The 15,839-nt window shown below is 68.7% G+C and carries 10 protein-coding genes and 4 pseudogenes; 10 read left to right on the top strand and 4 right to left on the bottom strand.

Annotated elements, in window-relative coordinates; genetic code table 11:
- Window positions 1-574: 574 nt before the first annotated feature.
- From AC4OXY_RS01910 to AC4OXY_RS01900, 3 genes and pseudogenes are all read left to right on the top strand, one after another.
- A complete protein-coding gene (locus tag AC4OXY_RS01910; RefSeq protein ID WP_491992966.1) occupies window positions 575-862 on the top strand; it encodes a hypothetical protein in 288 nt (95 codons plus the stop codon).
- Window positions 863-1,093: 231 nt separating this feature from the next.
- Window positions 1,094-1,756 (top strand): peptidylprolyl isomerase, encoded by a 663-nt coding sequence (locus tag AC4OXY_RS01905; protein WP_491992965.1) that lies wholly within the window; start codon window positions 1,094-1,096, stop codon window positions 1,754-1,756.
- 336 nt (window positions 1,757-2,092) lie between these two features.
- Window positions 2,093-2,415: pseudogene (locus AC4OXY_RS01900) on the top strand (integrase); the annotation flags it as partial.
- A 52-nt stretch (window positions 2,416-2,467) separates the two neighbouring features.
- Here AC4OXY_RS01900 and AC4OXY_RS01895 read toward each other — a convergent pair.
- Window positions 2,468-3,811 carry an endonuclease domain-containing protein gene (locus AC4OXY_RS01895; protein ID WP_491992964.1) on the bottom strand — a complete coding sequence of 448 codons (1,344 nt, stop codon included), beginning with the start codon at window positions 3,809-3,811 and terminating at the stop codon, window positions 2,468-2,470.
- A 574-nt stretch (window positions 3,812-4,385) separates the two neighbouring features.
- Complete coding sequence (locus tag AC4OXY_RS01890; RefSeq protein ID WP_356025110.1) at window positions 4,386-4,583, bottom strand: peptidoglycan-binding domain-containing protein; 198 nt, start codon at window positions 4,581-4,583, stop codon at window positions 4,386-4,388.
- Between the two features lie 419 nt (window positions 4,584-5,002).
- Here AC4OXY_RS01890 and AC4OXY_RS01885 point away from each other — a divergent pair, with 419 nt between their 5' ends.
- The gene (locus AC4OXY_RS01885; RefSeq protein ID WP_362822646.1) at window positions 5,003-5,392 is read left to right on the top strand and encodes a hypothetical protein; all 390 of its coding nucleotides are present in this window, start codon (window positions 5,003-5,005) and stop codon (window positions 5,390-5,392) included.
- A 17-nt stretch (window positions 5,393-5,409) separates the two neighbouring features.
- Here AC4OXY_RS01885 and AC4OXY_RS01880 read toward each other — a convergent pair.
- A pseudogene (locus tag AC4OXY_RS01880) lies at window positions 5,410-5,540 on the bottom strand (IS630 family transposase); the annotation flags it as partial.
- Window positions 5,541-7,007: 1,467 nt separating this feature from the next.
- Between AC4OXY_RS01880 and AC4OXY_RS01875 the strand changes: the two are divergent.
- From AC4OXY_RS01875 to AC4OXY_RS01865, 3 genes and pseudogenes are all read left to right on the top strand, one after another.
- The gene (locus tag AC4OXY_RS01875; RefSeq protein WP_491992963.1) at window positions 7,008-7,985 is read left to right on the top strand and encodes a hypothetical protein; all 978 of its coding nucleotides are present in this window, start codon (window positions 7,008-7,010) and stop codon (window positions 7,983-7,985) included.
- 1,238 nt (window positions 7,986-9,223) lie between these two features.
- Entirely contained in the window at window positions 9,224-9,814 is a 591-nt protein-coding gene (locus tag AC4OXY_RS01870) for a polysaccharide deacetylase family protein (RefSeq protein ID WP_356025107.1), read from the top strand.
- 303 nt (window positions 9,815-10,117) lie between these two features.
- Window positions 10,118-10,291: pseudogene (locus tag AC4OXY_RS01865) on the top strand (MFS transporter); the annotation flags it as partial.
- A 45-nt stretch (window positions 10,292-10,336) separates the two neighbouring features.
- Here the strand turns inward: AC4OXY_RS01865 and AC4OXY_RS01860 are convergent.
- Window positions 10,337-11,213 (bottom strand): annotated as a pseudogene (locus AC4OXY_RS01860) (LacI family DNA-binding transcriptional regulator).
- Window positions 11,214-11,413: 200 nt separating this feature from the next.
- On the opposite strand from AC4OXY_RS01860, the gene AC4OXY_RS01855 reads away from it, so the two are divergent.
- From AC4OXY_RS01855 to AC4OXY_RS01845, 3 genes are all read left to right on the top strand, one after another.
- Window positions 11,414-12,733: an ABC transporter substrate-binding protein gene (locus AC4OXY_RS01855; RefSeq protein ID WP_491992962.1), complete on the top strand. Its 1,320-nt coding sequence runs from the start codon at window positions 11,414-11,416 to the stop codon at window positions 12,731-12,733.
- Window positions 12,734-12,742: 9 nt separating this feature from the next.
- Window positions 12,743-13,609, top strand: a complete 867-nt coding sequence (locus AC4OXY_RS01850) for a carbohydrate ABC transporter permease (protein WP_491992961.1) — start codon at window positions 12,743-12,745, stop codon at window positions 13,607-13,609.
- Window positions 13,610-14,076: 467 nt separating this feature from the next.
- Window positions 14,077-15,612, top strand: a complete 1,536-nt coding sequence (locus AC4OXY_RS01845) for a glycoside hydrolase family 43 protein (protein WP_491992960.1) — start codon at window positions 14,077-14,079, stop codon at window positions 15,610-15,612.
- The last annotated feature ends 227 nt before the right edge of the window (window positions 15,613-15,839 follow it).

The raw sequence follows: 15,839 nt of genomic DNA, 5'->3' as shown, positions 1-15,839 counted from the left end.
TCCTGTAAACCCCGGCTGAGCCGGGCCGGGACGTCACACCCTTCCCGGTTCAGCCGACTCCGCTCCCGCGCCGGGCCCGGACCGTGATCCGTGCATCCGCCGACGGCCCGGAGCGGGCGGTCACACCCGAGCCCCCGGCGGGGCCCGGGACGTCACACCACCCGCCCTGGCCGTGACCGTCGCACCAATCGACGTGAGTCGAGGGACCGTGCACGACCTGATCGTCCGCCCGTTGCTGGATGGCTACCTGGCCGTGCGGCCGGGCAGTACCGCTTGCGTGCGTCTGCCGGCCGAACTGTATGAGGAGGTGCGCGCCGGGCCGATGACCGGGTGCCTGGCTGGCTGGTGGAGGCCACCGCCGATGCCTGGGGCCTGGACTTGGAGGGCAGGGCCGCCGGGTCGGCGCTCCTGGTGCGCACGTCGACCGAACTCGGCTTCGCGCGGGCGAGTTGCGAGATCAACCTCTACTGCAACTTCGGGCGCACGTACTGGTCCTGCGGCTCCAGATCGCGGGCGGTGAGCCGACCGTGGATCCCGACTTCGAGGGCGTCTACCGCTGCGCGTTCGCCAGGGCATGGTGCTCACGGTCTCGACCAACGCCTCCCGACTGTTGAAGCGGGATCTGCTGCGGCTGCCCCGGGACTGGTCGCCGTACCGCGTCGTCGTCAGCCTGTACGGCGCGACGGAGGAATCGCTCGACGAACTCACCCAGTGCAGGAGCGCCTACCGGAACTTCCGGAAGGGCATGGCCGCGGTCCGCAACGTCGGCCCGCACGTGCGGGTGTCCGTCGTCGTCAGGGAGGACAACGCTCACGAGGCCGACGACATGATGGCCGTGGCCGTGGCCGTGGCCGTGGGCTGAGGGCTGGGGGCTGGGCCGTCACGTCTACACCAACATGCAGCCGACGTTCTCGGGTACGGGCGGGCCCCTCCTCGTCGTCCAGTCCGCGGAGTTCCTGCGCGGGCGCCCGGTCTTCGAGGACTGCCACATGGGGGCGGTGCCCGGCGCGCGGGTTTCACCGGGACGGTGGGGCGGGCAGTATGAGGCGGCCATGACACGCCCGTACGGTGCTGACCCGAAGGGAACCGTCTCGTGCTCCGTAAGCCAAGCGCCCTGCTCGCCGCCTCCGCCCTGCTCCTCCTCGGCACCGCGACACAGGCCGCGGCCGACACCCCGCCCCCTGCCGCGCCGTCGGCCGCCTGCACCTACACGCCGGCCGTTCCCGCAGACAACTTCAAGGGGATACCGGTCTTCGACCCGGTGAAGGCCGCCAAACCGTACAGTGCGACGCTGCGCACCGGCCAGGGCCCGATCACCTTCCGGGCACTGACCGACAAGGCTCCCTGCACCACGTATTCCTTCAGGTTCCTCGCCCAGCACGACTACTTCGACGGCTCGCACTGCCACCGGCTCACCACCGCGCGCATCTACGTGCTCCAGTGCGGCGACCCGACCGGCACTGGGAGCGGCGGACCCGGTTACTCCTTCCCCGACGAGAACTTGACCGGGGCGACCTATCCTGCCGGGACGGTGGCGATGGCCAACGCTGGGCCCAACACCAACGGAAGCCAGTTCTTCTTCGTCTGGAAGGACACCAAACTTCCGCCCGCCTACACGCCGTTCGGCAGAGTCACCGCGGGCCTCGACGTGCTCCAGAAGATCGCGGCGGGCGGTGAGGACGACCAGAACGGGCCGGGAGACGGCTTTCCGACGCTGCCGGTGAACATCAAGCGCGTACAAATCAAGAGCAGGTAGTACGGTCCTGCCCCGGCCCTGTCCTTGCCGGAACCCTCGTCCGTCCCGGGTCATGGTCGGCGTCGTACGAGTTGGCGGACGAGATCGTCCGGCGGGGCGGAAATTCCACGGGGACGCGGCCCAGCTGGAGAAGGGCGATCTTCTCGCCGTGGTCGGCGACCTGATGGGCGGCAATCAGGGGGATCTTGCTGGTCGGGTGGGGTACTGTGCCTGCCGAGAATGTCGTCTATGCAGCTCAGGAACCTGTTCGGTGGTGCGGCAGGATGACCCTCGTGTTACCTCGTCTTGCCCTACCCGACCGTCATCAACGTCTTCGCCGCACTGCGGCTGCTGCCGATGAGGGACCACGACGAGGACGTGGAGTTCCTTGCCCAGCGCCACCAGATCACCGTCCTCGAACGGCAGCTTGGCACGGACCGGCTGACACGGTGCTGCGTTGGCACCGCGACCCGATGAAGCAGCGCCACGCCCGCATCTGCCGGCCGAAGCGGCCCGGACGGCCGCCCACCGTCCGCTCGATCCGCGCGCTGGTCCTGTGCTTGGTACGGGAGAACCCGTCGTGGGGTTACCGCAGGGTGCACGGCGAACTCGCCACCCTCGACGTCAAGATCGCCGCCTCCGTCGCCTGGGAGATCCTCAAGGCCGAGGGCATCGACCCAAACCGACCAAAGCGGGGGTACCGGAATCCGGCCCGCACGACCGGGCGCCCGCTCAGAACAGTGCCAGGCCCTCGCCGCTGGTGTCCGCGATGACTGGCCGGATCTGGGTGGGGAGGCCGTCCACGCGGTCGGGTCCGGCCGCGGCGGCCACGGCGGGGGCCGTCTCGGACAACCAGATGCGAAACCGCTCGGCGGCTTCGCGGTAGGGGACTTGTGCCAGGACACGGTGCTCGCCGGAGGGGCAGAAGTCGACGGCGACCGTGAGCAGGCAGGAACGGGGCGCGTTCTGACTGCCCGTCCAGGACACGCGCAGCACGCCGCAGGGCTTGCGCCCGCGCGGGGCGCGGTGGGTCGGGCGCAGCGATCGGCAGGCTATGTGGGCGGTCCATGCGGCGAGGTGAGGCAGGGGCAGGGTGGTGCGGGCGCGGCAGCCGGGGCAGCGGTGCCAGTGGCGGAGCCAGTCGTCGGTGTCGGTGGCAAAGAGGCGTGTGTAGCGGTTCGCCACGCGGATGTCGTTGCTGTACAGGTGGTCGGGGCGTTCCAGTGTGTTGCAGGACTGGCAGACGGGGGCGCGGACGTAGCCGTGTTCGTGGCAATGGTCGAGGACGGTGGAGGGCGCGGTGCGGCAGACGGCGCACGCCCACCCGGCCACCCGGCGGGAGGTGCCGGGCTTCCTGCTGAGGACCGAGTACAGCTGGCCTTCCAGCTCTCCGTTGTACGGGCGCAGACTGGCGGTTGAGCACTCGGGGCTCGTCGTCTGCCGGCCGTCGGCGTCTTGGGCCTGCCGGAGGCGGGAGGGCGGCTCGGTGACGGCTGCGCTTGCCTGGCGGGTCCGCGCGGCTTGCACCCACTGCGTTTCGGCGTGCTCGGCCGCATCCAGCAGCCTGACCACAGCGCGCGGCAGCCACCACGTCCGCCGCGTCCCGTCGCGAATCCGCTCCACGAGTATCCGCCGCCAGTCGATCCCCGCCAGATGGTACGGTCGGCCGTCTTCACGTCGGACTGCCCGCTCGGGGCCGCCCATCCCCTGCAGTTCCCGCGTGATGCGCCGGCGCCAACGCAGCGGCGTTTCCTCGTTGTACTCCTGCCTCGGTGTCCCGTGAAACGGACCGATGCGGACCAGGTCCTGCTCGTCCATCGCAACCGCGTTCAGTTCCGCGGCCGCCCGGCGTACCTCAACTTCCGGAACTCTCCACTGACCGTCGCTCGCGCTCACCGTCGCCACCACGTGGTTGCCGAGGAGGACGTATCCAGCCCGGGCATGGGCAGGAGACCAGGTGAACGCCCCAGAAGCCGTCGGCACAGCACTGTCGGCCGTCAGATCGACCCACAGAGCGTCCGCGGCACCCAGGGTGATCAGGCCGTCCGTGCGACCGGGCATGACACGCTCTGACATACCGACAGGCTAACGGCCTGCAACACGGCAAGGGGTCTCCAAGCGCCTCGGCCGGCCAAGGCGCCGCCCACGCCGCATCCGCCGACCGCAACTCCTTGTTCCTGAGCATCTGTTTCGTCAGTGCTTCCCGTGCCCACAGCCTCACCACCAGAGCGTCAAGAATCGGGCTATTCACCCTCGCGCATCAACGATCCCCGAGCCCAGTTGAATTGAGCAGCAGAGCCAGCGTGCGATGTCTGCGTCTGGTGGCCAGCCTTCTTCCGCTTTGACGGACACCATCGATGTGGTCGTCAGGCCGCCGGGGCGGCCTCGCAATCGGCGGGACTGCGATAGCCGAGGCCGCTGTGCAGTCGGTGCAAGTTGTACCGGCCTGGTGGGCGGGGCGAAGTGCTGCCAAGTGGCTCATGCGAGTGCGCACCCGCGGTGTGTCGGAGAGGTGGGCGTCGATGCGGGCGAGGTTGACCGCGGGGCCGGTGAGCTGGTGTTGCAGGTCGGTCATGGCCAGGCCTCCTAACCAGGAACGGCTGTCGCGGTCACGCCGCCTCGCACGCTCGCCACTGGAGGGGTTCGGCGGTCAGCTGCCGACGAGCGTCTGCCGGGTCTGCGGGCCTTTCTGGCCGTCCACGCCGAGGCCGTGTGCGGACTGGAAGGCCCGGGCGGCGCTGTCGGTGAGGGAGCCGAATCTGCCGTCGACAGCGAGGCCGTAGCCGAACCGGTTCAGTTCGACCTGGGCGGCGCGGACGTCGTCGCCGGTGGAGACCTTCGAGGCAATCGATGGCCGTGGTCAAACAGGTTCATGTCGTGTTCCGATCCTTGACGTCTGGTCGCTGCGCCAAGAGCTGCGCTCGACTCGTACGGGCGCTCTGCACGCGGCTGGACCGCCTCGCCGAACCTCTGCGGGCCGCCGGGTAGTTCGATGGGGGAGCGGTCGAGGTTGCCCGCACGCCCGCCGGCGGCTGAAAGGCCTGTCGGGCGAGCGGCGATGAGCGGCTGCTGAACGGCCGAGAGGTTCACTGTGCAGAGCAGCACCGGAACCCCTCCTTCACTGTGCAACCGGACACTCCACGCGATGCGTTGCCGAGCCTAGATTCGCGATGGACTCACTCACCCGGCTGACCGCACACAGGCAAGCTGTCGTGCGGACTGCCAACGGCCCAGCCAGGGCTGCCATCAGGAGGGGGAAGCATTCTCATGAAGTGGAAATTGGGGCGGCGCGCGGTGCGAGCTGCCATGGTCGGCTCGATGGTCGCCGGCAGTGTGGTGCTGGCCAACGGCTCGGCTCAGGCAGCCGAGGGGCAGTGGACGCTCAGTACGAGCTACTGCTCGGCAGTAGTGAAGATCGAGCTGCATTCCTACCCCGATGGCCTCCACGACGCGCAGGCCATCGATCCGACCCGGATTGTCTCCCCTGGCGCCTGCCACTTCTCCCTTATCGACAACGGCAGGGTCATCTACGACTCGGACGACCAGCCGAACCCCGCTGCACAATCGCCGTGGGAGTACGACGGCCCTTGGCACTCCATGTACGGCAGGGTCTACGACTCGATCACGGGCGAGCAGCCCACCAGTACTCCCAACTAGCCACTGACTTCGGCTCGTCAGGGTGACGTTGGAGTGTCGAGGGTCAGACGGTGCCGGCTAGGAAGCCGTCGAGGGGGCCGGGCCGGTACCGTAGGCGCTTGAGCCGGTTGCGGACGAGGGTTTCGAGTCGGTCGAGGGCGACCATGGTTGGGGAAGCACCAGAACAGGTACGCGTGACGGCCCAGCCAACGGCGTCGGCGGCGCCTGCGGCGGCACAGACCTTGCCTTAGGTGCGCACGAGCCGCTTCCCGGCCAAGCGGCGGCGCAGCTTGATGTGCGACATCCCGTGAGTTCTCTCTCTGACCTCAGCCGCAAGGTAGCCCACGCCGTTGTCCACGGTTCGTCAGGTCGCCCATTGCCTTGGGGGCGCGGGTTCGTTGAGTCGGCCGGGTGATCCGGTGGGCTGAGGCGAGAGGGCGGGCACGTGCGCCACGGCAACCCAAGAGCACTGTTCCCGCGAGGCCCTGACCGCTACTTGCTCCTGCTCAGGTGCCCCGGAACCATACGAACTCGTTTGACGGGCTTCCGGTGTGACCCGAACGTTCCTCAGGCGCTTTCGACTCTGGGTGGCACAGGCAACAACGGGAGGGGATGACATGCCACGAGGACCCGTGGGGCTGGCCGGCCCGACTGGCAGGCCCCGGCGGGTCACTCCGCCGGGGCCGTTTCACCGCTGTGCCGCTCCGGCACCGCCAGCCGCTCGGCATGAGGGAGTGCGGGGATGGTCTCTCCACTGCCATGACGCCCGCAGATCGCTGACCGGCATTCCGTACCGGGCGGTGATGCGGCTCATCAGCGACCAGGTGGTCTCCGCCGGGAGCAGAGCGATTCGTAGAGCAGTGGCCTGCGTCACGGTCCTGCCTTCCGCCCTCGGACGGTGTGTGCCGCTCTCCAAGGTCACTGTCATCGCAGAGCCCGGCCCGGACCGCTTGACACGCCCCCATCCCCACCGACTTGCCGTAACTGTCGTGCGGCCACCTTCCGCCCGGCACGGTTACGCATGCGCCCTTCAATGACACGACCGCGCTTGTGGCGACGCCGCAGGCCGTCACCACCACGGACTTCCCCGGGGCTGTCGACATGGCGCGCTGCATCCGGCCGCGCCGGAGGGTGACACAAGGGAGCCTGCACCGTCGGACAGGGACCGGGGTGCTGGATCTTGAGTCATCACGTGCTCAACTTCCGCGTGTACCTGGGCATTCCACGCTACCCAGAAGTCCGGCCGCCAACTTCCGCAACAGGCCCTGGCGAGCCCCGACATCAGGCGACAGGGTGAAGGCCTACTGCCCGAGACCGGCGGCCAGGGCCGCCGCCTACAGTGCGGGCTGGCGGTAGCGCGCCTGGGTCCAGGACCTGGCCATGTCGGCCGCGCCCCGGCTACGTTGGCGTCTGCGCACAATTGGGCAGACGAAGAGGGGGCCAGGCGTGACGAGCGGGGAACCCGGCGGCGGTTTATCTGTCACCGCAGCAGCCGGCACGGACATCACACCAGACACGGACCCGCACGGGAACCCGGACGCGCGGCCGGACCCGGGGGCCGGACCACTCAGCGGGGGGCGATGCCGGGCAGGGCGAAGCCAGCCTCACCGAGTACCTGTTCTTCTTCCTCGGCCTGTTGCCCACACTCATCGCCGGTGCACGGATCTATCTGATAGCTCACGGCGACCGTACGACCATGCTGGAACTGCTCGGCACCCTGAACGTGAGCGCCCTGGTGCTGGACACCTTCATCCGCTTCATCGGTGTGATCGGCGGTGCGGTGACGGCGTTCCTCCTGGTGCGCCTCCTCCTCGAACGCCCGGAATCCCCTCCCCGCTCCTGGCTTCGCCGCGTCATCTGGGGCCACCGGCGCCCGGCCCTCTGGCTGCTCGCAGGAACCTTCGCGGCGTTCATCAGTACCGCCTACCTGGAAGAGTTCTACGACGCCGACAACAAATGGACCTGGCAGCCCGTCGACCTCTGCAGGATCTACGCCTGGCTCGCCGTGCTGTATGTCGGCCGTGCGCTGGCTGTCCGTGCCTGGCGTCGCCGGTCCGCGTCCCGGCGACCGAGCCGGGACGGAACAGCGGTGGGCACGACGGGCGGCGCCACGGATGACACCACCGACCCGGATCTGGCTCAGACGCCGGGTGCGCCCGTCCGCAGCCACTGGCGTCTGTGGGGAGTGGCGACGTACACCCTTCTCCCGGTGGCCGTCCTGATGACGTGGTCATTGGTCAAGCAGTCCGACGACCGCATGTGGCTGCCCGCCCAAGTGATCACTCTCGATGGCGCCCCGGCTCTGGTCGCGCAGGAGGGCATCGACCAGAACGCGAAATTCCCACATCTGAATGCCGAGCACGACGGTCACTACACCTTCGTCGGCTACGTCCTCGACGACAACGGCACTTCGCAGACCATCCTGTCCTCCAGCGGAATTCTGCTGACCACCGACTCCAAACACATCGTGGACCGGGAGTTCTGCCAGTACGAGCCCACCCGCGACGTCGCCGACGACACCCCTTTCGTCGACCGCATACTCAATCACAACGACTCCTGGAATCCCGGGTTCACCTGTGAGGACCTGCTCAAGACGGTCGTCGGACTCAAGTAGGTCGTCGGATGCCGCGTGGCGCGTCCGCTCCCCCAACTCACCGCCCACCCTGGGATCCGAGCCCCTGCGCTCGCCACGACGGATCCGCGGTCGCGGACGGCCCCTTGCTCCCGGTGCCGGCCGATGCCCCGCAGGAGGGCCGTTCGTGGCCGCGCCGTGATGCCGGTGTGGTCCGTGCCGGTCCTCGGCCCGGTGCCGCGGGCCGTGACGACATGGCCGTGGATGGACCTGGCCGCCCGGGCGCCGGTTGTTCAGGGTTCCCTCCGCGCGCGGCGGTTCGCTGAGCTGACGCGGGACCTGCGGCGCTGGGCATAGGCCCCCGACGGACACGCCGCCCCTGAACTGGGCCTGGGTGTCGGTGGCTGGAGCGCGTGCCGGGTTTGTGTCCCGCGCGCCGGGTGACGCGCCCTTGGGCGCTGGTTGTGCGCTGGCGAAGGCTCTGCGATCACCACCGGCCACCATGCGGGGGTGGTGAGGTGCCTGTGGTAGTGGTGAAGTGGTTCGACCCTCAGCGGAGTGTGGGCCGCGTCGTGCTGGACGGCAAGGGGCTCGGTCCCGTCGCGTGCCGGTCAGCGGTTCAGGGCCGGGGGGAGAGGGCGCTGCACGCGGGCGAGCCGGTGGAGTCCGACCTCACCGTTGACGCCGCAGATGTCCGTGCCGGCAACATCTGCCGTCTTCGCTTTCTCTGAGGGTGACGTCCGCCGGATCGCGCCTGATCAAGCGGCTGGCTGACGTCGCTTGGATGATCGTCCTCACCGCTCTCGCAGCCCCTGATTCCGGCACCGATGCACCATCCTCGGCCAGCCCGGGCGGCGCCGGTGGCACCTCCTCGGCTGGCCTGGCTCCGAAGGCATGTCGAGCGGAATGAGCGGATGAGGGCCGGACAGAAATGGAAGGGTCAAGGCCGAGAAAAGGGATCGCAATACGAAGAATGAATTGTGAGCCGGCTCACAAAAAGCATGATCTGTGACAAAAGGCGCAAATGTCCTCGATCCCTTTATATCGGTCGGACATTCGGTCATGGTCGTAGGGACCCGACATCGCCATCTCGGAATGGCCGACGATGCCAGGAGTAGTACCGCATGCGGAACCCGAACTCTGTCCGACCCCTGTTGCGCCGCGCGGCTGTCGGCTGCACGGTTGTCCTCTCGCTCGCCCTGGCCGGCATGGGTACGAGCGCGAGCGCCGCATCCGGCGCCGGCGCGCGGGCCGCCCAGGCTCACGCCCCGAGCTCCTCGATCGCCTACCGCACGGCGACCGACGGCCGTACCGTGGCACTCACCTTTGACGACGGCCCGGGACCGGCCACCGGTCAGATCCTGGACCTGCTTGCGCAATACCACGTCAAGGCGACCTTCTGCCAGATCGGCACACGGGCCGCTGCGAACCCTGCCATGGTCAAGCGCATCATCGCCGACGGCCACAGGCTGTGCGACCACACCGTGCATCACCCCCAGCCGATGCGCACCCTCCCGCACGCGAAGCAGGTCTACGAGATCACCGCGGCCAAGAACATGATCATCAAGGCTGGGGGGCCAAACACCCAGGTCACATGGTTCCGTGCCCCCGGCGGCGACTTCAGCTCCGAAAACCGCCAGATAGCCGTGCACGCCGGTCTGCGCCCGCTCGGCTGGACCGTCGACCCCCGGGACTGGGCGCGCCCCGGCACTGGCTCGATCCTCGCCACCGCGAAACGGGAACTGCGTCCCGGCGGCATCATCCTCATGCACGACGGTGGCGGTGACCGCAGCCAAACCGTCGCTGCCCTGCGTCAGTTGCTCCCATGGCTCAGCAAACAGGGCTACACATTCGCCTTCCCCGCAAGCTGACGGGGCGGCACTGACCGATCGCCCTTGCTCCGGCCGTCCGGGCCTGGCGGCGCGCGGCCGGTCCGCGCTGCGGCAGGCCGCTGACGACCTCGCCGCAACCACGCACGTGCGCGGGCAGCTGATGCTCGAAGCCGTGCCGACTCACTGGTCCGACGCGGACGCGGCCGACGTCCTGGCACCGCTGTGCGAGGTGATCGGCAAGGACCTCGACCGCGGCCTCGCCGGCCGCCGCCCCGCCCTGTCCGGCTGGCTGGGGCAGCCTGCCGCCGATGCGGGCCCTGCCCGTCTACGGGCAGGGCCCGCATGCTTTGCATACCCTGCAAGCGGTCCGTGCGGTCGCTGGGCGGGGTACTGGCGGCCATGGCCGTATCGCCGACCGGTACTCGGATCTCGGCCGTTCCACTGCCCTGGTTCGTGCACGTGACGACCGGCAGCGCCACCCAGACCGGACCTGTGGCCTTCTGCGGTACGCGGCCGGAGTGATGCGCCACGGGCTTTCGAAATTTCGAAGGTCCCGGCGACTCAATGGTGGTCGGGGGCTGGGGCTGTGCTGCTGCGCTCGACCAGGCTGGTGGCCAGGTCCACGCGTAGCGCGGATGGTGGGTGCTGCGGGCGAGGTCGATCACCATGCGCGCGGCGACCTAGGCCATGTCGGTCAGCGGCTGGCAGACGGTGGTCAGGGGTGGGCCGACCCAGCGGGCGACGGGCAGGTCGTCGAAGCCGACGACGCTGAGATCCTCCGGTATGCGTAGGCCCAACTCCCGTGCGGCCTCGTAGAGGTCGAGCGCCTGCAGGTCGTTGCCGGTGAAGATCGCGGTGAGCCGGTCCGTGAGGCGCAGCAGCTCCAGGCTCACCCAGTAGCCGGTTTCGTGGTGGAAGTTGCCCTCGCGGATCAGCGAGGGATCGAAGGTGCCGCCGGCCGTCTCCAAGGCGGCCCGATAGCCGTCAATCCGGGCGCGGCTGGACATCATCCGTCGTGGTATGTCCCGGCTGGTCAGTTGGGCCTGTTGGGCCTTGTCGAGCCCGGACAGCACCAGGACCACGCCGGTGGGGCGTCGGGCGAGCACCCCGTCCATCCAGGACTGCCCGAGACTGAGCCGACCCGAGGACTCCGACAGGGCGACGCTCATTCCCTCGTCGCGGACCACGTTCTCGACCCCCGCGGATGACCTCCATGGCCCAGGCACTCTCAAGCTCGTGGAACCCCAGCTCCAGCAATGGGCTCGACGGGGCGCTGTTGGTGCGTCGCCGCTGGTAGCCGTACTGACGCAGCAGCTCGTCCACCCGCTCCAGGGTGGCGGGGGCGACGTCCGCGCGGCCGTTGACGACTTTCGAAACAGTCGGTGTAAACCCCCCCCGCCTCACGCGCGATTTCGGCGAGTGTCGCCGCTCTGGTCACGAGCCCTTCTGCGCTGCCCTGGTGTGCGAGTCGAAGTGCGAAGTCGTTGCGGTTGTACGTGACGGATACCAGCTGCTCAGGGCATCGGCCAGTACGTCCGAATCGAGATTCTCCAGAGCCTTGACGGTGTCCGAGGTTACGCCTAGGTTTCCCGCATCGTTCGACAATCTCTTCGAAACTATCGACGGAGTCGTCAAGCCATGAATTCCTTCTCTGCGAGACTTCGCAGCGGTGCGTCCCGCAACAGATTCGCCGCGGTCGCGGCAACGACCGCGCTGGTGCTCGGTCTGACCGCCGCGTGCGGGTCCAGTGGCGGTCCCAACTCCGGGACGATCCACGTCCTCGTATACGGGGACGCCGCGAACAAGGTCGAGAAGCAGATCGTCGATACGTTCAACAAGACCTCGAAGGTCAAGGCGGTGCTGGACACCATCCCCGGCGCCGACTACCAGTCGAAGCTCAACACGATCATCAACACCCCGCAGGCCCCGGACGTCTTCTTCAACTGGGGCGGCGGCAGCATCGCGCCGTTCGTCAAGAAGAACCTCCTGCTGCCGCTGGACGACATGATCGCCAAGGACCCGGGGCTGAAGAGCAACTTCCTCCCGTCCGTGTTCAACACCGCGGTGATCGACGGCAAGTCCTACGGTGTCCCGATGCGCGGCACGCAGCCGGTGCTGCTCTTCAACAACAAGAAGGTCCTGGCGAGCGCCGGCCTGAGCGTCCCGAAGACCTGGGACGACCTGATCAACGACGTCAAGGTGCTCAAGGGCAAGGGGATCACGCCGATCGCGCTCGGCGGCGGCGACCAGTGGCCCACCCTCATGTGGTTCGAGTACGTTTTCGACAGGCTCGCCGGGCCGGACCTGTTCCGGAAGGCGCTCGCCGGTGACAAGACCGCGTGGGCCAGTCCGGACAGCCAGAGGGCCCTGGGCATGCTGAAGCAGCTGACCGATGCCGGTGCCTTCGGCAGCAACTTCGATTCGGTGAAGTTCACCGACGGCGGTTCCCCGGCGCTGCTGGCCAAGGGCAAGGCTGCCTTCGAGCTGATGGGCTCGTGGGAGTACTCCACCCAGCAGTCCGGCAACCCCGACTTCGCCAAGAACGACCTCGGCTACAGCGCCTTCCCGTCCGTCCAGGGCGGCAAGGGCGACCCGAAGGACGTCGTCGGCAACACGAACAACTTCTACTCCGTGCTGAAGAAGACCAAGCACCCCGACGCCGTGGCGGCGTTCCTCAAGCTCATGTACTCCGACGAGTTCGTGAAGGCTCAACTCGGCATCGGCAACCTGCCGACCACCACCAACACCGCCAACTTCCTGTCCTCCTCGGCCAGCCCGGACTACTCGCAGTTCCAGTTCAACCTGGTCAAGCAGGCGCCCTCGTTCCAGCTGTCCTGGGACCAGGCCTACCCTCCGGCGGCGGCCACGCCGCTCCACACGGCCATTCAGAAGTTCTTCGACGGCAAGACCGACGCCGACGGCTTCATCCACGCGATGCAGTCGCTGTCCAACTCCTGAGCAGGACCGATGAGCTCAATCTCTCTCGCAGCTGTGTCCGGCCGTCGCTTCAAGGCGCGCCGGGCCGGCGTCGGGGTGACCCGCCCGGGCTTCGTCTGGGCGGTACCCGCGACCGTCTTCTTCCTGCTGTTCGCCATCCTCCCGCTGGTGCTGGTCGCGGTGCTGTCCTTCACCAGCTGGGACGGCATCACCTCACCGCACTTCAACGGGACGGCGAACTGGACCAAGCTGATCCATGACCCGGTGATGACCCAGAGCATCTGGCTCACCCTGGTCCTCACCGTGCTCGGAGTCGTCACCCAGACGCCCGTCAGCATCCTGCTGGGCGTCTGGGCGGCCGGACCCCAGCGCAACCGGGCCGTGCTGTCGGCGATCTTCTTCGTCCCCCTGCTGCTCTCCGCGACCGCGGTCTCGGTGCTGTGGCGCGCCCTGCTCGACCCCAACTTCGGCCTCCCGGGACAGCTGCCCTGGCTGTTCGGCAACGGCAACCTGCTCGGCAGCCAGGCAGGCTCGATCGCGGTGCTGACCTTCGTGGGGATGTGGCAGTTCACGCCCCTGCACGCGCTGCTCTACCAGGGCGGCGCCCGCGCCATCCCCCAGGTGCTCTACCAGGCCGCGTCGATCGACGGCGCCGGCACGGTGCGGCAGTTCGAAGGCGTCGACCTCGCCGCAGGGACACCGCACCGGGACGCGATCGTGCCGCCATCCACCGTCTTCACGCCTACCACGCCTACGCGGGGGCCCAAGGGCATCGCCATCTGGCGCTACAACGGCCATGAGGCCGTCGACCCGGTCGAGGACCAGGGCGCCCTCGACTTGCTCGCCGAGCGGCTCGGTCCCACAGACGGGGTGGGGTGCACCTGCCCCACAGCGTGAACGCCCGGACCGATCCCTCCACCACGAAGGCAGCGCATTTGTGATTACCGAGGCACGACTGAGACTGCGCCACGACTCCTACGCCGAACTGCCCGACGGGCGACGAGTGAGTCGCTGGACCTTCGGGCCGGCGACCGGGGAGTCCACGCCGAGGCCCTGAACCTCGGTGCCGGCCCGCACGCCCGGCACGCCCCGACCGAGACGCCGCGTCCGCCGACGTCGTGCTCAACGCCAGCTGCTGGGCGGAGCCCGCTGCTTCGGCGCTACGCCAATCGCGTCGTGCGTGGCGAACCGTCCCTCGACGGCGTCGTGCACCGCCTGGAAGCTCAGGCTGGACAGCACCACCGGCCATGGGGTCCCTTGCGCACCGGGTCCGCCCCCCGGTGCCGCACTGTGGTGATCAGCTTTCTGAACTGACGCGGACTCAACCCGGCACGGCGCCCTGGCGCCTGAAAGGAACACATTCTGTGCGTACGTACGACAATCCTGTGATCAGTGGGTTCCACCCCGATCCAAGCGTGTGCCGGGTCGGTGACGACTACTACCTGGTGTGCTCCAGCTTCGAGTACTTCCCCGGGCTGCCTCTCTTCCACAGCAAGGACCTGGTGCACTGGGAGCAGATCGGCAACGTGCTCGACCGGCCCGAGCAACTGCCGCTGCCTCTCCCCGGAGCCAAGGCGTCCGGCGGCCTCTACGCCCCCACGATCCGCCACCACGACGGCCGTTTCTGGGTCATCAACACCAATATCGACGGCGGCGGCAACTTCGTCGTCTCGGCCGAGCGGCCCGAGGGGCCGTGGAGCGACCCGGTGTGGATCGACCTGCACGGGATCGACCCCGATCTGGCGTGGGAAGAGGACGGCACCTGCTGGTGCGCCTTCTCCGGGCCCGAAGGCGGCATCAACATGGCCAGGATCGACCCGGTCAAGGGGGAGGTATTGGAGGGGTCTTTTGCCACATGGTCGGGCAGCGGTCTGAAGTACCCCGAGGCGCCGCACCTCTACCATATCGGCGACTGGTGGTACCTGCTGATCGCGGAAGGCGGCACCGAACGCGGCCACAGCGTGTCCGTCGCCCGCGGCCGCTCGCCGCGCGGACCCTGGGAAGGCGCACCCGCGAACCCCCTGCTGTCCCACAGCGGTACCGGCCGCTCCATCCAGAACACCGGCCACGCCGACCTGGTGGAGGCTCCCGACGGCAGTTGGTGGATGGTGCTGCTCGGTGTCCGGCCCCGCGGCTTCACGCCCGACGTGCACGTGCTCGGTCGCGAGACGTTCCTGACCCCCGTGGAGTGGGACGAGGACGGCTGGCCCGTCGTCGCACCCGTTCCCGAGAGTCACGTGGCCCCGGGTGGTGCCTGGCACCCCGTTCCGGCCCTGCCCGCCCGCGACGACTTCGACGAGTCCGCCCTCGCGCCGCAGTGGGTCTCGCCGTTCACCCGCCCGGAGGGCTCCTGGTCGCTCACCGAGCGCCCTGGCTGGCTGGTCCTCAACGCCACTGGTGCCACCCTCGACCGCCCCGGGTACACCTTCGTCGGCCACCGCCAGCAACACCACGACTGCCGCGTCACTGCAGCGATCGACCCGGGTACGGGACGCGGCGGCCTCTGCGTGCGCCTGGACGAAGCCCACCACTACGAACTGGAGGTCGGGAACGGAGAGGCCGGCGTCGTCGCCCGCATCGGTCCGCTGCGCCAGACAATAGCCAGCCGACCGGTCCCGTCCGGGCCGCTGACCCTCACCGTCGCGATCCGGACGTCCGACCTCGTGCCCGCGTCGCCCGAACTCACCGATGGCGGGACCACCGGCCCTGACACCGTCGCCTTCTGGCTCGGCGATCCTGACGCCTCGGACGCCCAGCCACTCGTCGAACTGGACGGGCGCTACCTGTCCACCGAGGTCGCCTGCGGATTCACCGGCCGCGTTATCGGCATGTACGCCACCGAGGGCGCGGTCGCCTTCGACTGGTTCGAGTACGCACCGGCCTCGGCACCCTCCGCTTGACGCCCGGCGTTCGGCCGCGTGCGTCCCCCGCGTCCGTGCGGACACCGCACGCGGCATGCCGCGAGGTCGCCCTGTCTTGTGCCTGCGTAGCCGGCGCCGATTGCAGAACGTCTCGATGACAGCGAAGACCTCTGCGTGGGCGGTGGCACGGTCGGACCAGGTGCCGGTGCTGGTCTCTTCCTTGAGCAGGGCCCAGAGGCTCTCCGCGGCGGCGATATCGAAGCGCG

The organism is Streptomyces sp. HUAS MG56, assembly GCF_058673395.1.
This window is presented reverse-complemented; position numbering and strand designations above follow the sequence as displayed.

What these genes read in the sequence shown, in the direction of transcription:
- AC4OXY_RS01850 (WP_491992961.1), top strand. Translation starts at nt 12,743, where the DNA reads ATGAGCTCAATCTCTCTCGCAGCTGTGTCCGGCCGTCGCTTCAAGGCG.
- AC4OXY_RS01895 (WP_491992964.1), bottom strand. Translation starts at nt 3,811, where the DNA reads ATGTCAGAGCGTGTCATGCCCGGTCGCACGGACGGCCTGATCACCCTG.
- AC4OXY_RS01855 (WP_491992962.1), top strand. Translation starts at nt 11,414, where the DNA reads ATGAATTCCTTCTCTGCGAGACTTCGCAGCGGTGCGTCCCGCAACAGA.
- AC4OXY_RS01910 (WP_491992966.1), top strand. Translation starts at nt 575, where the DNA reads ATGGTGCTCACGGTCTCGACCAACGCCTCCCGACTGTTGAAGCGGGAT.
- AC4OXY_RS01885 (WP_362822646.1), top strand. Translation starts at nt 5,003, where the DNA reads ATGAAGTGGAAATTGGGGCGGCGCGCGGTGCGAGCTGCCATGGTCGGC.